The sequence below is a fragment of the Cupriavidus laharis genome (genome assembly GCF_914271435.1).
Lineage (GTDB): Bacteria > Pseudomonadota > Gammaproteobacteria > Burkholderiales > Burkholderiaceae > Cupriavidus > Cupriavidus laharis.
This window is the reverse complement of record NZ_CAJZAI010000009.1, coordinates 209,072-225,038: the sequence shown is the minus strand read 5'-3', so window position 1 is coordinate 225,038 and position 15,967 is coordinate 209,072. Positions and strand designations below refer to the sequence as shown.

Sequence of the window (15,967 nt, the reverse complement as noted above, 5' to 3'; positions counted from 1 at the left end):
TCAGGCGTTGGGGTCGAAGCCGGCGGGGACTTCGCCGGTGTAGGCAACTTCCCGCGTAGCCTGGTACGACAGCGCGAAACCGATCGACTGGCGCAGTTCCTCGCTCAGGTGCGCAATCAGCCCGCCGGTGCGCGCCAGGATCGGCACGCCCTTCAGCGCATTGAGCGGGAACCCGACGCCCAGCAGCACGGCGGGGATCGCGGCCGACACGTTGAGGCTCAGGTTCTTGCCGACGATCCCGGGAATCACGGCTTCCACCGCATCGGCGATCTCGATATAGGTCGTGTCGGCACCCGCTTCCCGCGCCACGCTGAAAAGTGCTGCCACGCGCGGATCGCGCGCCTTGTGCAGCGGATGGCCATAGCCTGGAATCGGACGACGTGCCTCGCGCCAGGCCGTGACGACAGCCTTCGCCGCCTGCTCGATCGTCTCGCCGCCCTGCATGCGCTCGCGCACCTCGCTCAGCATCACGCCGGCGGTTTCCGATGCGCCCAGGATCACCGAGCCGCAACCGAGAATGCCCGCCGCCACGGCGCCCTGCAGCGCATCGGGCGCGGCGGCCAGCGTCATGCGGCTCGCCTGCACGCTGGGCACCAGTCCGTGTTCGGCGATGGCGACGAGGGTGGCGTCCACCACTTTCGTCGCCGCGGCGTCGGGGCGCTTGCCCGTGACGAGGAAGTAGAAGTACTCGGTGAAGCTGAGCTTGCCGATCAGTTCCTGGCACAGATCCGCGCCGCGGACCACGATGGTCTCGGTGTTGGACGTGCTGATGCCCGTGCGGGGAATGGTTTCCTTGCCGATCTTCATGGCGATGCCTGTCTCCTTGGATATGGGACAAGTCTAGGGTCATCGAATCACAGATAGTGATGATGAATTTCGCTTCAAATGATCGATGGCATCTATGTATGATGCGGATATCCCCCCGATGACAGCCCTGGCCGCAGCCGCCCGCATGGAACTCCGACATCTCCGCTACTTCGAAGCGCTGGCCGAGACACTCAATTTCACGCGTGCCGCGGAACGCGTGCATGTCACGCAATCGACGCTTTCGCACCAGATCCGGCAGCTCGAGGAGGAACTCGGCCAGCCGCTGTTCGACCGCATCGGCAAACGCGTTTCCATGACGGAAGCCGGCGAAACGCTGCTGCTCCACATCGCCCCGGCACTGCGCCAGGTGGACCGCGCCATCCATGCCGTGCGCGACGAACAGGATCCGCTGGTCGGCGAAGTGCGCGTCGGCGCGACGCAGAGCTTCAATATCCAGCTCATACCGCAGTGCGTGTCGTCGTTCCTTGGCCGCTACCCTTCGGTCCGGGTGATCGTCGAAGAACTCAGCGCGGCCGACATCACGGCGCGCGTCGCCGAGGGCACGCTGGATCTGGGCGTGTCATACCGGCCGACGCAGACCGACGCGCTGTTCTTCGAGCCGCTGTACAACGAGGAGCTGAAGCTGGTCGTGAACGACCGCCACCCGATGGCCGGGCGCAGGCGCGCGCGCATGGTCGAGCTGCACGGCATGCGCATGGTGCTGCTGCCGGCCTATCTCGCCACGCGCCAGCTGCTGGACGAGTGCTTCCGGGCTGCCGGGGCCGAGCCGCAGGTCATCGCCGAACTCAATTCGATCGCGCCGATGCTGGAGCTCGTGCGGCGCACCGATATCGCCGCGGTGATCGGCGAAAGCGCGGAGTCCGGTGATCCGGGCCTGCGCTTCATCCCGCTGGAAAGCCCCACGCCGCAGCGCACGCCGGGCCTGCTCTGGAAGCGAGGGGCGCCGCGCGCGGTGCCGGTGCGGTTCTTTGCGACGACGGTGCGGCGGGTGGTGGAAGGGATGGGGAGAAAAGGGTGATGCCGTGGCTGACGGAGCCGTTCCGGCAAGACAGAAGGCCCCGAAGTCTCTGCCTGATTACCTGGTCAGGCAGAAACTTCGGGGCCTTCTTTTTTACAGATTCAGGCCGGATTCCGTTTTAGAACGGAATATCGTCATCCATATCCTCGAACCCATTCGACGGCGCCTGCTGCTGCGGACGACGCGCACCGCCCTGCTGGCCACCGCCGCCACCCTGGCCGCGGCCGCCACCGTAGCCGCTACCCGACGATTCACGGTTGTAGCCACCGCCACCACCGCCGCCATAGCCGCCTTCATCACCGCCACCGCCAGCGCTCTGGCGCCCGCCCAGCATCTGCATCTGGTCGGCAACGATTTCGGTGCTGTACTTGTCCTGGCCGCTCTGGTCCTGCCACTTGCGGGTGCGGATCTTCCCTTCGATATAGACCGACGAGCCCTTGCGCAGATACTGGGCTGCGATTTCGGCCAGCTTGCCGAACATCGCGACGCGGTGCCACTCGGTAGCTTCCTTCATCTCGCCGGACTGCTTGTCCTTGTAGCGGTCGGTGGTTGCCAGGCGCAGGTTCGTCACGGCGTCGCCGCTGGGCATGTAGCGGGTTTCCGGGTCCGCGCCCAGATTGCCGACGAGGATGACTTTGTTGACCGATGCCATGTGAATGTTCTCCAAAAGCCACGCGCTGTGCTGAAAAGCGTGGCATTGCTCAGTAAGTAAGTAGATTGAACCGGATTGCTGCAGGTGCGGCTACCGCATGGGCGACGACTGCAAAAGCGACAACGTAAACGAATAACGCGCCCCCGGCCAGATAGTCGGGAAGCGCGGTCATGCTAGGCCATATTCGGCCGGGATCTGTTGCAAAGTGATGCGGCTGGCACCGCTTCAGGCCGTCGCCTGCGCACTCGCCTGCGCCCGGGCCGGCGGCGGTTTCATGCTCCAGGCGATTATAAGCCAGACCAGAAGCACCACTGCACAACCGACGAACACGGCGCTGCGGCCTTCGTGCTTGAGCAGCCAGCCGCCCACCATGCCGCCAAGGAACAGGCCCAGCGCCTGCGTGGTGTTGTACACGCCAAGCGCCGCGCCGCGCGAAGCGGCTGCGTAGCGCGAGACCAGTGAAGGCTGCATGGCCTCCAGCACGTTGAAGGCGACAAAGAACAGGAGCAGGACCGCGACGATGGCCCACAGGCCATGCACGGCGGCGAACAGCAGCTGGACCGCCGTCATCAGCCCCACCGCGCCCAGCAGCACAGGCCGTACGCGGCCATAGCGCTCTGCGGCCATCATCGGCCCGAGCATCAGCACGAACGACACCAGCACCACCGGCAGGTAGACCTTCCAGTGCTGGTCGAGCGGCATGCCGGCATCGGCAAGCATGGCGGGCACCACCATGAACATGGCGACCTGGGACGCGTGCAAGGCAAGAACGCCGACATTCAAGCGGATCAGGTCGGGATTGAGCAGCACCTGGCGGAAAGGCAGCCGTACCGGATGCGGCGGCGGCGGGCTTGGCACCACGAACAGCGTCACGATGATTGCCACCGCGCCCAGCACCGACATCAGCGCGAAGATACCCGGCATACCGATGGCATGCAGCAGCGGCGAGGCAATCACGAGCGACAGCGCGAAGGTCAGCCCGATGCTGCCGCCGACCATGGCCATGGCCTTGGTACGGTGGCGTTCGCGCGTCAGGTCGGCAATGCAGGCCGTGATGGCGGCGGAAATCGCGCCGGTACCCTGCAGCGCGCGGCCCACGGTAATGCCAAACAGTGTGTCCGAGAACGCGGCCACCAGGCCGCCAGCCACGAACAGCAGCAGGCCTGCCACCATGACCGGCTTGCGGCCAATGCGATCCGACAGCCACCCGAGCGGAATGTGCAGGAAAGCCTGCATCAGGCCGTAGATACCCATGGCCAGGCCGACGCGCTGGGCGTCATGGCCATCCGGCAGGCCGCGCGCGTACTCCGCGAAGACCGGCAGGATCAGGAACAGGCCCAGCATGCGCAGCGCGAAGATACTGGCCAGCGAGAGGCTGGCGCGCAACTCGGTGCGCGTCATGCGCTCACGCTGCGGTACGGCCTTGGATTCGCCGGCTACGGCGGCATCTGGGGAAGAAGATGGGATCGGCGACATGGCGATCGTGGGAGTGGGTCAGGCTGCTTGCCGGCGCTGCCGGCAATGGCTGTTTCGATCGGCATCCGGGGCGGAAGTTGCCATCCCGGGCAACCAGGCAAGCGCGGCATTCGGCCCTTCGGCCCGGTTCGCGTCAGTGCGCGCCTTGCGCGGACAACCCGGGAAACCGAAGTTCGGTATATTAACAGGTTTGCTTCTTCGCGCTTTCCGGGTCACCTGGCCGTGCCGGGCAGCCGCCGGCGCGTGCGTCCGCTGGCGGTCCGCAGCGACCGGAAAGGCCCGCGGCACGGCGATTAAATGGCGTATGAAGCACTCTCAATTCAGTTTGGGATTTCCGTTAGACCGACCTGTCCATGCGCCCAGCGCCGACCGGCGGCCTGCCCGGCGACGACTTTTCGGCCTTTTCGGCATATGGAAGAAATCAAGATCCGTGGGGCTCGTACCCACAACCTGAAGAACATCAATCTCGACCTGCCGCGCAACCGGCTGATCGTGATCACGGGCCTGTCGGGCTCGGGCAAGTCGTCGCTGGCATTCGATACCCTTTACGCGGAAGGCCAGCGCCGCTATGTGGAGTCCCTGTCGGCCTACGCGCGCCAGTTCTTGCAGCTGATGGAGAAGCCGGACGTGGACCTGATCGAGGGCCTGTCGCCGGCCATCTCGATCGAGCAGAAGGCCACCAGCCACAACCCGCGCTCCACCGTGGGCACGGTGACGGAGATCCACGACTACCTTCGTCTGCTGTACGCGCGCGCCGGCACGCCCTACTGCCCCGACCACAACCTGCCGCTGCAGGCGCAGAGCGTCTCGCAGATGGTGGACGCCGCGCTGGCGCTGCCGGAAGACACCAAGCTGATGATCCTGGCGCCGGCAGTGGCGGACCGCAAGGGCGAGCACTCCGACCTGTTCGACACCATGCAGGCGCAGGGCTTCGTGCGCTTCCGCATCCGCTCGGGCGGTGGCACCGCGCATGAAGCCGAGGCAAAGGTCTATGAGGTCGATACGCTGCCCAAGCTGAAGAAGACCGAGAAGCACACCATCGAAGTCGTGGTGGACCGCGTCAAGGTGCGCCCGGACATCAAGCAGCGCCTGGCCGAGTCGTTCGAGACCGCGCTGCGGCTGGCCGACGGCCGCGCCATTGTGCTGGAGCTCGACAGCGGCAAGGAGCACATGTTCAGCTCGCGCTTCGCGTGCCCGATCTGCTCGTACTCGCTGCAGGAACTGGAACCGCGCCTGTTCTCGTTCAACAACCCGATGGGCGCCTGCCCGAGCTGCGACGGCCTGGGCCAGATCACCTTCTTCGACCCGAAGCGCGTGGTGGCCTTCCCCAACCTGTCGCTGGCCTCCGGGGCGATCAAGGGCTGGGACCGGCGCAACCAGTTCTACTTCCAGATGCTGCAGAGCCTGGCGGCCTACTACGACTTCGACACCGAAACGCCGTTCGAAGAGCTGCCGGCCAACGTGCAGCAGGTGGTGCTGCACGGCTCGGGCGAAGAGGAAATCCCGTTCACCTATATGAACGAACGCGGCCGCACCACGGTGCGCGCGCATGTGTTCGAGGGGATCATCCCCAACCTTGAGCGCCGCTACCGCGAAACCGATTCGGTGGCCGTGCGCGAGGAACTGGCCAAGTACCAGAACAACCAGCCCTGCCCGGTCTGCCACGGCACGCGTCTGCGCACCGAGGCGCGGCACGTGAAGGTCGGCGAAGGCGAGCAGGCGCGCGCCATCTTCGAGATCAACGGCTGGCCGCTGCGCGACACGCTGACCTACTTCCTGACGCTCGACATGCAGGGCGCCAAGCGCGAGATCGCCGACAAGATCGTCAAGGAGATCACCGCGCGGCTGAACTTCCTGAACAACGTCGGCCTGGACTACCTGTCGCTGGAGCGCAGCGCCGACACGCTTTCGGGCGGCGAGGCACAGCGCATCCGCCTGGCCTCGCAGATCGGCTCGGGCCTGACCGGCGTGATGTATGTGCTGGATGAGCCGTCGATCGGCCTGCACCAGCGCGACAACGACCGCCTGATCGGCACGCTCAAGCACCTGCGCGACATCGGCAACTCGGTGCTGGTGGTGGAGCACGACGAGGACATGATCCGCGCGAGCGACTACGTGGTGGACATTGGCCCGGGCGCCGGCGTGCATGGCGGGATGATCGTGGCCGAGGGCACGCCGCGGCAGATCGAGGACTCGCCGGCATCGCTGACGGGGCAGTACCTTTCGGGACAACGGCGCATTGAAGTACCAAGCAAGCGTGCCGCACCGGACGACGAACGCCTGCTGCGCATCGTCAACGCCAGCGGCAACAACCTGCGCAATGTCACGGCGGAGGTCCCGGTCGGGCTGCTGACCTGCATCACCGGCGTGTCGGGCTCGGGCAAGTCCACGCTGATCAACGACACGCTCTACCACGCGGTGGCGCGCCACCTGTATGGCTCTACGCCTGAGCCGGCGGCGCACGACCGCATCGAGGGGCTCGAGCATTTCGACAAGGTCATCAACGTCGACCAAAGCCCGATCGGGCGCACGCCGCGTTCGAACCCTGCCACCTACACGGGCCTGTTCACGCCGATCCGCGAACTGTTTGCGGGCGTGCCGTCGGCCAAGGAGCGCGGCTACGATCCGGGCCGCTTCTCGTTCAACGTCAAGGGTGGGCGCTGCGAATCGTGCCAGGGCGACGGCGTGCTCAAGGTCGAGATGCACTTCCTGCCCGACGTCTACGTGCCGTGCGATGTGTGCCACGGCAAGCGCTACAACCGCGAGACGCTGGAAGTCCTGTACAAGGGCAAGAACATCTCCGAGGTGCTGGAGCTGACCGTCGAGCAGGCGCATGACTTCTTCAGCGCGGTGCCGGTCGTGCGCCGCAAGCTGCAGACGCTGCTGGACGTGGGCCTCGGCTATATCCGCCTGGGCCAGTCGGCCACCACGCTCTCGGGCGGCGAGGCGCAGCGCGTGAAGCTGTCGCTGGAACTGTCCAAGCGCGACACCGGCCGCACGCTCTACATCCTGGATGAACCCACCACGGGCCTGCACTTCCACGATATCGAACTGCTGCTCAAGGTCATCCACAAGCTGCGCGACCAGGGCAATACCGTGGTGATCATCGAGCACAACCTGGACGTGATCAAGACCGCGGACTGGTTGATCGACATGGGCCCCGAAGGTGGCGCCGGCGGCGGACAGGTGATCGCGCGCGGCACGCCGGAGGATGTGGCGAAGAGCAAGGCGAGCTTCACCGGCAAGTACCTGGCGCCGCTGCTCAAGCGGGGCTGAGGCGTTGAGGGAGTGGCGGCACCGGCTTGCATTCGGTGCCGCAGGGCCTACCATGAACGGCGAGGACGGCCACGACGGCCGTCGCCGCCAATGCGTGGAGGCCCGCCATGGAACTCCTGTCGGTACCGGTCACCAAACCGGAAGCGACCAACTTCATCTTCGGCCAGTCGCACTTCATCAAGACGGTGGAAGACCTGCATGAGGCACTGGCAGGGACCGTGCCCGGCATCCGCTTCGGGCTGGCGTTCTGCGAGGCCTCGGGCAAGCGGCTGGTGCGCTGGTCGGGCACCGATGAAGCGCTGATCGACCTGGCCTGCGAGAATGCCCGCGCGGTCGGCGCGGGGCACTCCTTCTTCATCTTCCTGGGCGACGGGTTCTTCCCCGTCAACGTGCTGGGCGCCGTACGCGCGGTGCCGGAGGTCTGCCGGATCTACTGCGCCACGGCCAATCCGGCCGAAATCATCATCGCGCAAACCGATGGCGGCCGCGCCGTGCTGGGCGTGGTCGATGGCGCATCGCCGCTCGGCATCGAGACGGATGCCGATATCAGCGAGCGGCGAGACCTGCTGCGCAAGATCGGCTACAAGTTGTAGTTCACTGCCGCGCCGCGGTGCTCAGCTGCTGCACCGGCGGCGCGCCGGGCGAATCGTCTTCCTTCATGCGGCTGCGGTTCAGCACGCCGGCCTGCTCCAGCACCGGGTAAGCGGTCGCGCAGAACAGCGAATTCAGGCGCTTGAGTTCGCTGATCACATCGAGGTGCAGCGAACTGGTTTCCACGCTTTCGGCAGTCTGCACGGCCACGCGCTGCAGGTGGGTACGCGCGTATTTCCGCTCGAGCTCGCGGAAGTTGGCCTTTTCGGCCATCAGCGTCTGGGCGCTTTTCAGGTCGCCGTTGAGGAACACCGACAGGCCAAGCCGCAGGTTTGCCACGAGCCGAGCGTGCATCTCGGCGATTTCCTCCATGCCCGCCTCGGAGAACATCAGGTTGTGGGCGATCTTCTTGTCCCTGGTATCAATCAGGATGCGCTCGATGATGTCGCCCGCATGTTCTAGGTTGATGGTCAGCGAGATGATTTCGGTCCAGCGCTGGCCGTCGCGCTCGTCCAGCGCTTCCAGGCTGATGCGGGTCAGGTAAAGCTTGATGGCGGTATAGAGGTCGTCCACCTCGTTGTCGATGCGGCAGGTGGCGGCCGCCAGCTTGGCATCGTTGGTGCGCAGCACGCGCAGCAGGTTGTCCAGCATCTGCTCGACGCGGTCGCCGATGCGCAGCACCTCGCGGGCGGCATTGGCCAGCGCGAGCGTCGGCGTGGGCAGCGCGGCGGTGTCGAGGTGGCGCGGGGTGACCTGGCTTTCGCCGGTGTTGCGCCCGGGCAGCACCGCTTCACACAGGCGCGCCAGCGGCGCGGTCGCACCCAGCAGCAGGACAGCCAGCGCCACGTTGAACAGCAGGTGGAAATTGACGATCAGGCGCTGCGGGTCATGGTCGATCAGCGCCAGCAGGCTCTCGGCCTCGGGCAGGAACGGCAGCGCGACCAGGCAGCCCAGCAGCCGCGACAACAGGTTGCCGAGGGTCACGCGCTTGCCGGGCTGGTTGTTGCCCGACGTGGTCAGCAGCGCCGAGATGCCGGACCCGAGGTTGGCGCCCAGCACGAGCGCCAGCGCCACCGGTATCGACACCACGCCGGCCGAGGCCAGTGCGCCGCAGAACAGCACCACGGCCAGGCTCGAATAGCAAAGGATAGTCAGGAAGGCGCCAATCAGCATGTCCAGCGCCGCGTCGCCGGTCAGCGTGCCGAACAGCACCTTGACGCCCGCTGCCTGCACCACCGGGCGGGTCGCGATCGAGATCAGTTCAAGCGCCAGCGTGATCAACCCCAGGCCGATCAGCACACGGCCGACATGCCCGGGCTTGTTGCCCTTCCAGCTCAGGTGGAGGATCACGCCGATGAAGATCAGCAGCGGCGAGAGCCAGGACAGGTCCAGCGAAAAAACCTGCACCATGACCGCGGTACCCACGTTGGCGCCGAGCATGATGGCCAGCGCAGGCGCCACGGCGATCAGGCCCTGGCCCACGAAGGAACTGACGATGACGGCGGTGGCGTTGCTGCTCTGGACGAGACCGGTGACGCCCAGCCCGGCGAGGAAGGCGGTAAAGCGGTTGGCGACGCTGGCCGAGAGTACGTGCCGGAGATTGGCGCCGTAGACGCGCAGGATCCCGACCTTGACGATGTTCGTGCCCCAGACAAGCAGGGCCACGCCAGAAAGAAGATGCAGAAGTACGCCCATTGTGCGCCCCTGTGTGACCGGTGCCGGATACAGCTTGGAGGAGGCGCCCGCCCGGTCATCATGTTGTTGTCAATGGGTCATTATGCGCCCGTCATGGGGGCGGGGCAACGCCATGGGGCGTGAGGGGCACGCCGGCGGCGCGCGCCGGACGCGTCTGCGCAGGCTCGGTTCAGGGCAGCGCGACCTTGATGCCAAGGCCGACGAAGATCGCGCCGGCCGCGCGGTCCAGCCAGCGCCCCGTAGCCGGCCGCTTGCGCAGCCATGCGCCGAGCCAGCCCGCGCACAGGCCGAACAGCGAGAACACCACGGCCGTCTGCAGCATGAACACCAGGCCCAGCAACACGAACTGCAGCGCCGGATGAGTAGTGTCGGCATGCACGAACTGGGGCAGGAACACCAGGAAGAACAGCGTGACCTTCGGGTTCATCATGTTGCCCAGCACGCTCTGCCGGAACACCTTGCCAAGCGGCACCGCGGCCACGTCACTGCCCTGCGCCAGCCCGCCCTTCGCGCTCAGCGCCTGGATGCCGATCCAGATCAGGTAGGCCGCGCCGGCGTACTTGATCAGCTGGAAGGCCAGCGGGGACGAGCGCAGCACCGCTGCCAGCCCAACCGCGGCAACCATCGTATGGAACAGGCAGCCGACCGCAAACCCGAGCGCCGCCACCACGCCCGCGCGCCGGCCCTGCGCCATACCGCGCGCCAGCACCTGCAGGTTATCCGGACCAGGGGCAAGGGTGATGGCGACCGAGGTCACGAGGAACAGCAGCAAGTCGGGCATGAGGGTCTCCGTCGGGAATGGATCAGGCTGGCAGCGCGTCCGCGCGGCCTGTCAGTGACCGTCGAATCGACACACCGTGAACAGCTGCAGGCCCGCGCCCTGCAGCAGCCGGGAACCGCCAAGTTCGGGCAGGTCGACAATGGCGGCGCCTTCCACCACCGTGGCACCCAGGCGCTCGAGCAGCTTGCGGCCGGCCATCATGGTGCCGCCGGTGGCGATCAGGTCGTCGATCAGCAGCACGCGATCGCCCGGCTTGCAGGCGTCCGCGTGAATTTCGACCGTGGCGCTGCCGTATTCGAGCTCGTATTCCTCGGCCACGGTCTGGAACGGCAGCTTGCCCTTCTTGCGGATCGGCACGAAGCCGAGGTTCAGTTCATAGGCGACGATGGCGCCAAGGATGAAGCCGCGCGCGTCGATGCCCGCGACCAGGTCGAGCTGCGCATCCATGTAGCGGTGCACGAAGACGTCGATCAGCACGCGCAAGGTCTTGGGGTTCTGCAGCAGCGGCGTGATGTCGCGGAACTGCACCCCGGGCATGGGCCAGTCCGGCACGGTACGGATGCGGTCACGCAGGTAGCCTGTGACGTCGCCGAGATCGGGGGACTGGATGATGGAATCTGCCATGGAGATCTGGAAATGTAGGTTGCGCCACGGGCGCTCCGCCGGAAACGCCGACCGGCCGGCCGGGCAGCGGCTGCGGTAACGGGTTACCACCCGGGCCACGCGGGCCCCACGCACAATGGCCCTGCCGGTGCCATGCCGGGCCCCACAGGCCGGCCGGACACCCGTAACCATACAGGAGACCGCGATGGCAAAGAAGATTCTGATGCTGGTAGGCGACTTCGCCGAAGACTACGAAACCATGGTCCCGTTCCAGGCCCTGCAGATGGTGGGGCACACCGTGCATGCGGTATGCCCGGACAAGAAGGCCGGCGACAGCTGCGCCACCGCCATCCACGATTTCGAGGGCGACCAGACCTACACCGAGAAGCGCGGCCACAACTTCGCGCTCAACGCCACGTTTGCCGAGGTCGACCCGGCCGCCTACGACGCCCTGGTCATTCCTGGCGGGCGCGCCCCGGAATACCTGCGCCTGAACGGGCGCGTGCTGGAGATCGTGCAGCACTTTGCCGGCGCCAACAAGCCCATCGCGGCGGTCTGCCACGGCGCCCAACTACTGGCGGCCGCCGGCGTGCTGGAAGGCCGCACCTGCTCCGCCTACCCCGCCTGCGCGCCGGAAGTGAAGCTGGCCGGCGGCAAGTATGCGGACATCCCGGTCGACCAGGCCCACACCGACGGCAACCTCGTGACGGCGCCGGCCTGGCCCGCCCACCCTGCCTGGCTGGCCCAGTTCCTTGCCGTGCTGGGGACGCGGATCGTACATTAGAGGCTTCCGAACGCGGCGCCACCGGCCCTGGCAGGCGTCGCCAGCACGGGAGTTCCCATGTGTGAGATCTTCATCCGCGCCAACCCGCAGTCCTACGAATGCCAGGCGCGGTCGCTACGGCTGCATGGCGTTGCCACCAGCATCCGGCTCGAAAACCTGTTCTGGGAAGTGCTCGAAGAGCTGGCACGGCGCGACGGCATGACCGTCAACCAGCTCATCACGCGACTGCATGACGAGCTCACCGCGCATCGCGGCGACGAAGCCGTGGCCGGCAATTTCTCGTCATTCCTGCGCGTGTGCTGCCTGCGCTACCTGATGTTGCAGGGCAAGGGGCGCATTCCGGCCGATCCCGCCGTCCCGATCCGCTCGCTCGACGCGCGCTCGGTGCTGGACAGCCTGCCGCCATCGTGGGTGGAGGCGCCTGCCGGAGCGGCGCACTAGCGGACCAGGCGCTTTCCCGCGTCTGTTTGGTGGGGGCCGCTCAATCGCTGAGGATCCGCGCCTCCGCTGCCTCCAGCGCCTCCGGGGTACCGCGCAGCACGATAATGTCGCCGGCTTCGAGAACCGTGTCCGGCTCCGGATCGAAAGCGCTGATGCCGCGGCGCCGCACCGCCGTGACCTCGGCCCCGATCCGCTCCAGCCCCAGCGCGCCAAGGCGCCGCCCAACCGCCGTGGCGGCCGCGCCAAGCGACACGGAATGCAGGCGCACGGTGTCGCGCTCGACCATGTCCTCCTCATCGTCGCGGCCGTGAAAGTAGCCGCGCAGCAGGCTGTAGCGCGCGTCGCGCGCTTCCTGCACGCCGCGCAGCACGTGCCGCATCGGCACCCCGAGCAATACCAGCGCGTGTGACGCCAGCATCAGGCTGCCCTCGATGATCTCCGGCACGACTTCAGTGGCGCCGGCCTTCTGCAGCGTGTCCAGCTCGGAATCGTCCACCGTGCGCACGATCACCGGCAGCGCGGGCGCCAGTTCCTGCACATGGTGCAGCACCTTCAGCGCGGACGGCGTATTGGCATAGGTGACGATGATGGCGGCGGCACGGTGGATGCCGGCGGCGATCAGCGCCTCGCGCCGGCCGGCGTCGCCATAGACCACGGTATCGCCGGCGGCGGCGGCATCGCGCACGCGGTCCGGGTCGAGGTCGAGGGCCACGTAAGTGATGCCCTCGCGCTCGAGCATATGGGCCAGGTTCTGGCCGCTGCGTCCGTAGCCGCAGATAATGGCGTGCTTCTCGGTCTGCAGGCTTTGCGCGGCGATGCGCGTCATGTTCAGCGACTGCATCAGCCATTCGTTCGCGGCAAAGCGCAGCACGATGGCATCGCTGTACTGGATCAGGAACGGCGCGGCCAGCATCGACAGCAGCATCGACGCCAGGATGACCTGGATCAGCACCGGGTCCACCAGGTTCAGCCCGTCGATCTGGTTGAGCAGTACGAAGCCGAATTCACCGGCTTGCGCCAGCCCGAGGCCTGTGCGGATAGCCACCCCCTGGCGCGAGCCGAACAGGCGTGCCAGCACGGCGATCAGCACCAGCTTGAACAGTATCGGCACCGTCAGCAGCGCCAGTACGAGCCATACATGCTCGAGCACCACCTGGATGTTGAGCAGCATGCCGATGGTGACGAAGAACAGCCCCAGCAGCACGTCGCGAAAGGGCTTGATGTCCTCTTCCACCTGGTGCCGGTACGGCGTTTCCGAGATCAGCATGCCGGCCATGAACGCGCCCAGCGCCATCGACAGGCCCAGCCGTTCGGTCAGCGCAGCCATGCCCAGCGTGACCAGCAGCAGGTTCAGCATGAACAGTTCCTGCGATCGCCGCGCCGCCACCACGTGGAACCAGCGGCTCATCAGGCGCTGGCCCAGGAAGAAGATCGCGCCCAGGGCCACGGCAATCTTGGCCGTGGCCATGCCCAGCGCCACCACCAGGTCGCCCGGGTCGCGCGACAGGGCCGGAATCACGATCAGCAGCGGCACCACGGCCAGGTCCTGGAACAGCAGCACGCTGATGATGTTGCGCCCGTGCTCGCTTTCCAGCTCCACGCGCTCGGCCAGCATCTTGGAGACGATGGCCGTGGAAGACATCGCCAGCGCACCGCCGAGCGCCACCGACGCCTGCCAGGACAACGGAAACAGCCAGTTGAACAGCCAGCTTGCCGGCACCACGGCCAGCATCGACAGCACCACCTGGGAGCCGCCCAGCCCGAACACCAGCCGCTTCATCGCGCGCAGCTTGCTGAGGCTGAATTCCAGGCCGATGGAGAACATCAGGAAGACCACGCCGAATTCGGCCAGGTACTTGGTCTGGGCCGTGTCGCTGGCCAGGCCCAGCGCATGCGGGCCGATCAGGATGCCGACCGCCAGGTAGCCGAGCATGGGCGGGAGCTGCAGCATGCGGAACGCGACCACGCCGAACACGGCGGCAGCCAGCAGCACCAGGGTCAGTTCCAGCGGAGAATGCATCAGGACGCTCAGGATGAACCGACAGGGCGGGCCGGCTGTGCCCCGGCAGGGCGCCCTGCCGGGGGAACACGGCAAGCACGACGGTCGCCAGGACAGCCCGGGCGTCGCCGCATTCGTTGGTATACTTCGACGCCATGATAGCCAATTTCGATGCGGATCGAGCACTCCGGCTCGCCCGCAGTACCCTCCAGATTGAAGCCGACGCGGTCGCCGCACTTTCCGGGCGCCTGACCGCCGACTTCGCACGCGCCGTGCAACTCGTCCTGCAGTGCAGCGGACGCGTCGTGGTGTCGGGCATCGGCAAGTCGGGCCATATCGGCCGCAAGGTGGCTGCCACGCTGGCCTCCACCGGCACGCCCGCATTCTTCGTGCACCCGGCCGAGGCCAGCCACGGCGACCTGGGCATGGTCACGCGCGACGACGTGCTGGTCGCCTTCTCCAATTCCGGCGAGACCGGCGAGTTGCTGTCGATCCTCCCGATCGTCAAGCGCATCGGCGCCCGGCTGATCTCCGTCACCGGCAACCCGGAATCCAACCTGGCCAAGCTCGCTGACGTGCATCTCGACGCAGGCGTGGAAAAGGAAGCCTGCCCGCTGAACCTTGCGCCCACGGCCAGCACCACGGCGGCGCTGGCGCTCGGCGACGCGCTGGCGGTGGCGGTGCTCGATGCGCGCGGCTTCGGCGAAGAGGACTTTGCCCGTTCGCACCCGGGCGGTGCGCTTGGCCGCAAGCTGCTGACCCACGTGCGCGACGTGATGCGCTCCGGCAATGCCGTGCCGAAGGTCCGCGAAAACACGCCGCTGGCCCAGGCGCTCATGGAAATCACGCGCAAGGGCATGGCCATGACGGCCGTGGTGGACCCGGACGGCGTGGCCATCGGCGTGTTCACCGACGGCGACCTGCGCCGCCTGCTGGAAACCCCGCGCGACTGGAAGACCGTGCCGATCGGCGACGTGATGCACCGTAACCCGCACGTGATCCATGAAGACCAGCTCGCCGTCGAAGCCGTGCAGGTCATGGAAGCCAACCGCATCAACCAGTTGCTGGTGGTCGACCACGACGGGCGCCTGGTAGGCGCGCTGCATATCCACGACCTGACCCGGGCCAAGGTCATCTGAGCCCCGGCGAGCACGCAACGAGACCATGCAGGCTCTCCTGTCCTCCCTCACCGGGATCGCATTGCGGCTGCTGCCATTGCTGCTGATGGCAGTGGTGGCCGGCAGCACGTTCTGGCTGGTGCAGATCAATTCGCAGCAGGAAGGCACCAAGGCGCCGACCGTCCGCAAGCACGAGCCCGACTACTACATGGAGCGTTTCTCGGCCACCGAGCTCGCACAGGACGGCAGCACCAAGATGCGTTTCACCGGCGACAAGATGGTCCACTTCGACGACGACCAGACCTACGAAGTGACCCGTCCCGCCATGCGCGCCTACGAGCCCGACCGCCCGCCGGTGACCGCGCGCGCCGATCTCGGCCGCATGAATGCCGAAGGCTCGGTCATCGACCTGTACGGCAATGGCTTCATCGAGCGGCAACAGGGCGCCGATCCGGCCAAGGACCCGCTGATGACGGCCGCGTCGGACTACTTCCAGGTCCTGGTCAATGACGACATCGTCAAGACCGACAAGACAGTGAAGCTCACGCGCGGCCCGTCGGTCATGACCGCCAACGGGCTGATCTTCAACAACGTTACCCGCGAAGTACAATTGCTGGGTAACGTACGCGGCACCATTATCACCGGTGCACCCACCCGGACTCCGGGATCCTGACAACAACAGCCGCCCGCGCGCGACGGGGCGGC

The 15,967-nt window shown here is 66.6% G+C and carries 14 protein-coding genes; 7 read left to right on the top strand and 7 right to left on the bottom strand.

All coding sequences use genetic code 11. The annotated features are described in order from the left end of the window. Complete coding sequence (locus tag LDO29_RS19085) at nucleotides 1-807, bottom strand: citryl-CoA lyase (RefSeq protein ID WP_224081354.1); 807 nt, start codon at nucleotides 805-807, stop codon at nucleotides 1-3. 145 nt (nucleotides 808-952) lie between these two features. Here LDO29_RS19085 and LDO29_RS19080 point away from each other — a divergent pair, with 145 nt between their 5' ends. Beyond that, nucleotides 953-1,846, top strand: a complete 894-nt coding sequence (locus LDO29_RS19080; protein ID WP_224081380.1) for a LysR substrate-binding domain-containing protein — start codon at nucleotides 953-955, stop codon at nucleotides 1,844-1,846. Nucleotides 1,847-1,964: 118 nt separating this feature from the next. Here the strand turns inward: LDO29_RS19080 and LDO29_RS19075 are convergent, their stop codons facing one another. Both LDO29_RS19075 and LDO29_RS19070 read right to left on the bottom strand, forming a co-directional pair. Then, nucleotides 1,965-2,498, bottom strand: a complete 534-nt coding sequence (locus LDO29_RS19075; protein WP_224081353.1) for a single-stranded DNA-binding protein — start codon at nucleotides 2,496-2,498, stop codon at nucleotides 1,965-1,967. Between the two features lie 225 nt (nucleotides 2,499-2,723). Beyond that, entirely contained in the window at nucleotides 2,724-3,974 is a 1,251-nt protein-coding gene (locus LDO29_RS19070; RefSeq protein WP_224081352.1) for an MFS transporter, read from the bottom strand. 411 nt (nucleotides 3,975-4,385) lie between these two features. Here LDO29_RS19070 and uvrA point away from each other — a divergent pair, with 411 nt between their 5' ends. Both uvrA and LDO29_RS19060 read left to right on the top strand, forming a co-directional pair. Then, nucleotides 4,386-7,250: an excinuclease ABC subunit UvrA gene (gene uvrA / locus LDO29_RS19065; RefSeq protein ID WP_224081351.1), complete on the top strand. Its 2,865-nt coding sequence runs from the start codon at nucleotides 4,386-4,388 to the stop codon at nucleotides 7,248-7,250. Nucleotides 7,251-7,357: 107 nt separating this feature from the next. Beyond that, nucleotides 7,358-7,843 carry an adenosine-specific kinase gene (locus LDO29_RS19060; RefSeq protein WP_224081350.1) on the top strand — a complete coding sequence of 162 codons (486 nt, stop codon included), beginning with the start codon at nucleotides 7,358-7,360 and terminating at the stop codon, nucleotides 7,841-7,843. A gap of 1 nt (nucleotide 7,844) precedes the next feature. Here LDO29_RS19060 and LDO29_RS19055 read toward each other — a convergent pair whose 3' ends face one another. From LDO29_RS19055 to LDO29_RS19045, 3 genes are all read right to left on the bottom strand, one after another. Next, complete coding sequence (locus LDO29_RS19055) at nucleotides 7,845-9,536, bottom strand: Na/Pi cotransporter family protein (RefSeq protein ID WP_224081349.1); 1,692 nt, start codon at nucleotides 9,534-9,536, stop codon at nucleotides 7,845-7,847. A 169-nt stretch (nucleotides 9,537-9,705) separates the two neighbouring features. Then, nucleotides 9,706-10,317, bottom strand: coding sequence for a LysE family translocator (locus tag LDO29_RS19050; protein ID WP_224081348.1), 612 nt, complete (start codon nucleotides 10,315-10,317; stop codon nucleotides 9,706-9,708). A gap of 51 nt (nucleotides 10,318-10,368) precedes the next feature. Beyond that, nucleotides 10,369-10,941 carry an adenine phosphoribosyltransferase gene (locus tag LDO29_RS19045; protein ID WP_224081347.1) on the bottom strand — a complete coding sequence of 191 codons (573 nt, stop codon included), beginning with the start codon at nucleotides 10,939-10,941 and terminating at the stop codon, nucleotides 10,369-10,371. A 184-nt stretch (nucleotides 10,942-11,125) separates the two neighbouring features. Here LDO29_RS19045 and LDO29_RS19040 point away from each other — a divergent pair, with 184 nt between their 5' ends. After that, a complete protein-coding gene (locus tag LDO29_RS19040; RefSeq protein ID WP_224081346.1) occupies nucleotides 11,126-11,704 on the top strand; it encodes a DJ-1/PfpI family protein in 579 nt (192 codons plus the stop codon). A gap of 57 nt (nucleotides 11,705-11,761) precedes the next feature. Further along, nucleotides 11,762-12,145: a ribbon-helix-helix domain-containing protein gene (locus LDO29_RS19035; RefSeq protein ID WP_224081345.1), complete on the top strand. Its 384-nt coding sequence runs from the start codon at nucleotides 11,762-11,764 to the stop codon at nucleotides 12,143-12,145. Nucleotides 12,146-12,185: 40 nt separating this feature from the next. Here LDO29_RS19035 and LDO29_RS19030 read toward each other — a convergent pair whose 3' ends face one another. After that, nucleotides 12,186-14,165 carry a monovalent cation:proton antiporter family protein gene (locus LDO29_RS19030; protein WP_224081344.1) on the bottom strand — a complete coding sequence of 660 codons (1,980 nt, stop codon included), beginning with the start codon at nucleotides 14,163-14,165 and terminating at the stop codon, nucleotides 12,186-12,188. A 134-nt stretch (nucleotides 14,166-14,299) separates the two neighbouring features. Between LDO29_RS19030 and LDO29_RS19025 the strand changes: the two genes are divergently transcribed. After that, entirely contained in the window at nucleotides 14,300-15,283 is a 984-nt protein-coding gene (locus LDO29_RS19025) for a KpsF/GutQ family sugar-phosphate isomerase (RefSeq protein ID WP_224081343.1), read from the top strand. Between the two features lie 25 nt (nucleotides 15,284-15,308). Beyond that, nucleotides 15,309-15,935 carry an LPS export ABC transporter periplasmic protein LptC gene (lptC, locus tag LDO29_RS19020; RefSeq protein ID WP_224081342.1) on the top strand — a complete coding sequence of 209 codons (627 nt, stop codon included), beginning with the start codon at nucleotides 15,309-15,311 and terminating at the stop codon, nucleotides 15,933-15,935. Nucleotides 15,936-15,967 lie beyond the last annotated feature (32 nt).

What these genes read in the sequence shown, in the direction of transcription:
- LDO29_RS19085 (WP_224081354.1), bottom strand. Translation starts at nt 807, where the DNA reads ATGAAGATCGGCAAGGAAACCATTCCCCGCACGGGCATCAGCACGTCC.
- LDO29_RS19080 (WP_224081380.1), top strand. Translation starts at nt 953, where the DNA reads ATGGAACTCCGACATCTCCGCTACTTCGAAGCGCTGGCCGAGACACTC.
- LDO29_RS19075 (WP_224081353.1), bottom strand. Translation starts at nt 2,498, where the DNA reads ATGGCATCGGTCAACAAAGTCATCCTCGTCGGCAATCTGGGCGCGGAC.
- LDO29_RS19070 (WP_224081352.1), bottom strand. Translation starts at nt 3,974, where the DNA reads ATGTCGCCGATCCCATCTTCTTCCCCAGATGCCGCCGTAGCCGGCGAA.
- uvrA (WP_224081351.1), top strand. Translation starts at nt 4,386, where the DNA reads ATGGAAGAAATCAAGATCCGTGGGGCTCGTACCCACAACCTGAAGAAC.
- LDO29_RS19060 (WP_224081350.1), top strand. Translation starts at nt 7,358, where the DNA reads ATGGAACTCCTGTCGGTACCGGTCACCAAACCGGAAGCGACCAACTTC.
- LDO29_RS19055 (WP_224081349.1), bottom strand. Translation starts at nt 9,536, where the DNA reads ATGGGCGTACTTCTGCATCTTCTTTCTGGCGTGGCCCTGCTTGTCTGG.
- LDO29_RS19050 (WP_224081348.1), bottom strand. Translation starts at nt 10,317, where the DNA reads ATGCCCGACTTGCTGCTGTTCCTCGTGACCTCGGTCGCCATCACCCTT.
- LDO29_RS19045 (WP_224081347.1), bottom strand. Translation starts at nt 10,941, where the DNA reads ATGGCAGATTCCATCATCCAGTCCCCCGATCTCGGCGACGTCACAGGC.
- LDO29_RS19040 (WP_224081346.1), top strand. Translation starts at nt 11,126, where the DNA reads ATGGCAAAGAAGATTCTGATGCTGGTAGGCGACTTCGCCGAAGACTAC.
- LDO29_RS19035 (WP_224081345.1), top strand. Translation starts at nt 11,762, where the DNA reads ATGTGTGAGATCTTCATCCGCGCCAACCCGCAGTCCTACGAATGCCAG.
- LDO29_RS19030 (WP_224081344.1), bottom strand. Translation starts at nt 14,165, where the DNA reads ATGCATTCTCCGCTGGAACTGACCCTGGTGCTGCTGGCTGCCGCCGTG.
- LDO29_RS19025 (WP_224081343.1), top strand. Translation starts at nt 14,300, where the DNA reads ATGATAGCCAATTTCGATGCGGATCGAGCACTCCGGCTCGCCCGCAGT.
- lptC (WP_224081342.1), top strand. Translation starts at nt 15,309, where the DNA reads ATGCAGGCTCTCCTGTCCTCCCTCACCGGGATCGCATTGCGGCTGCTG.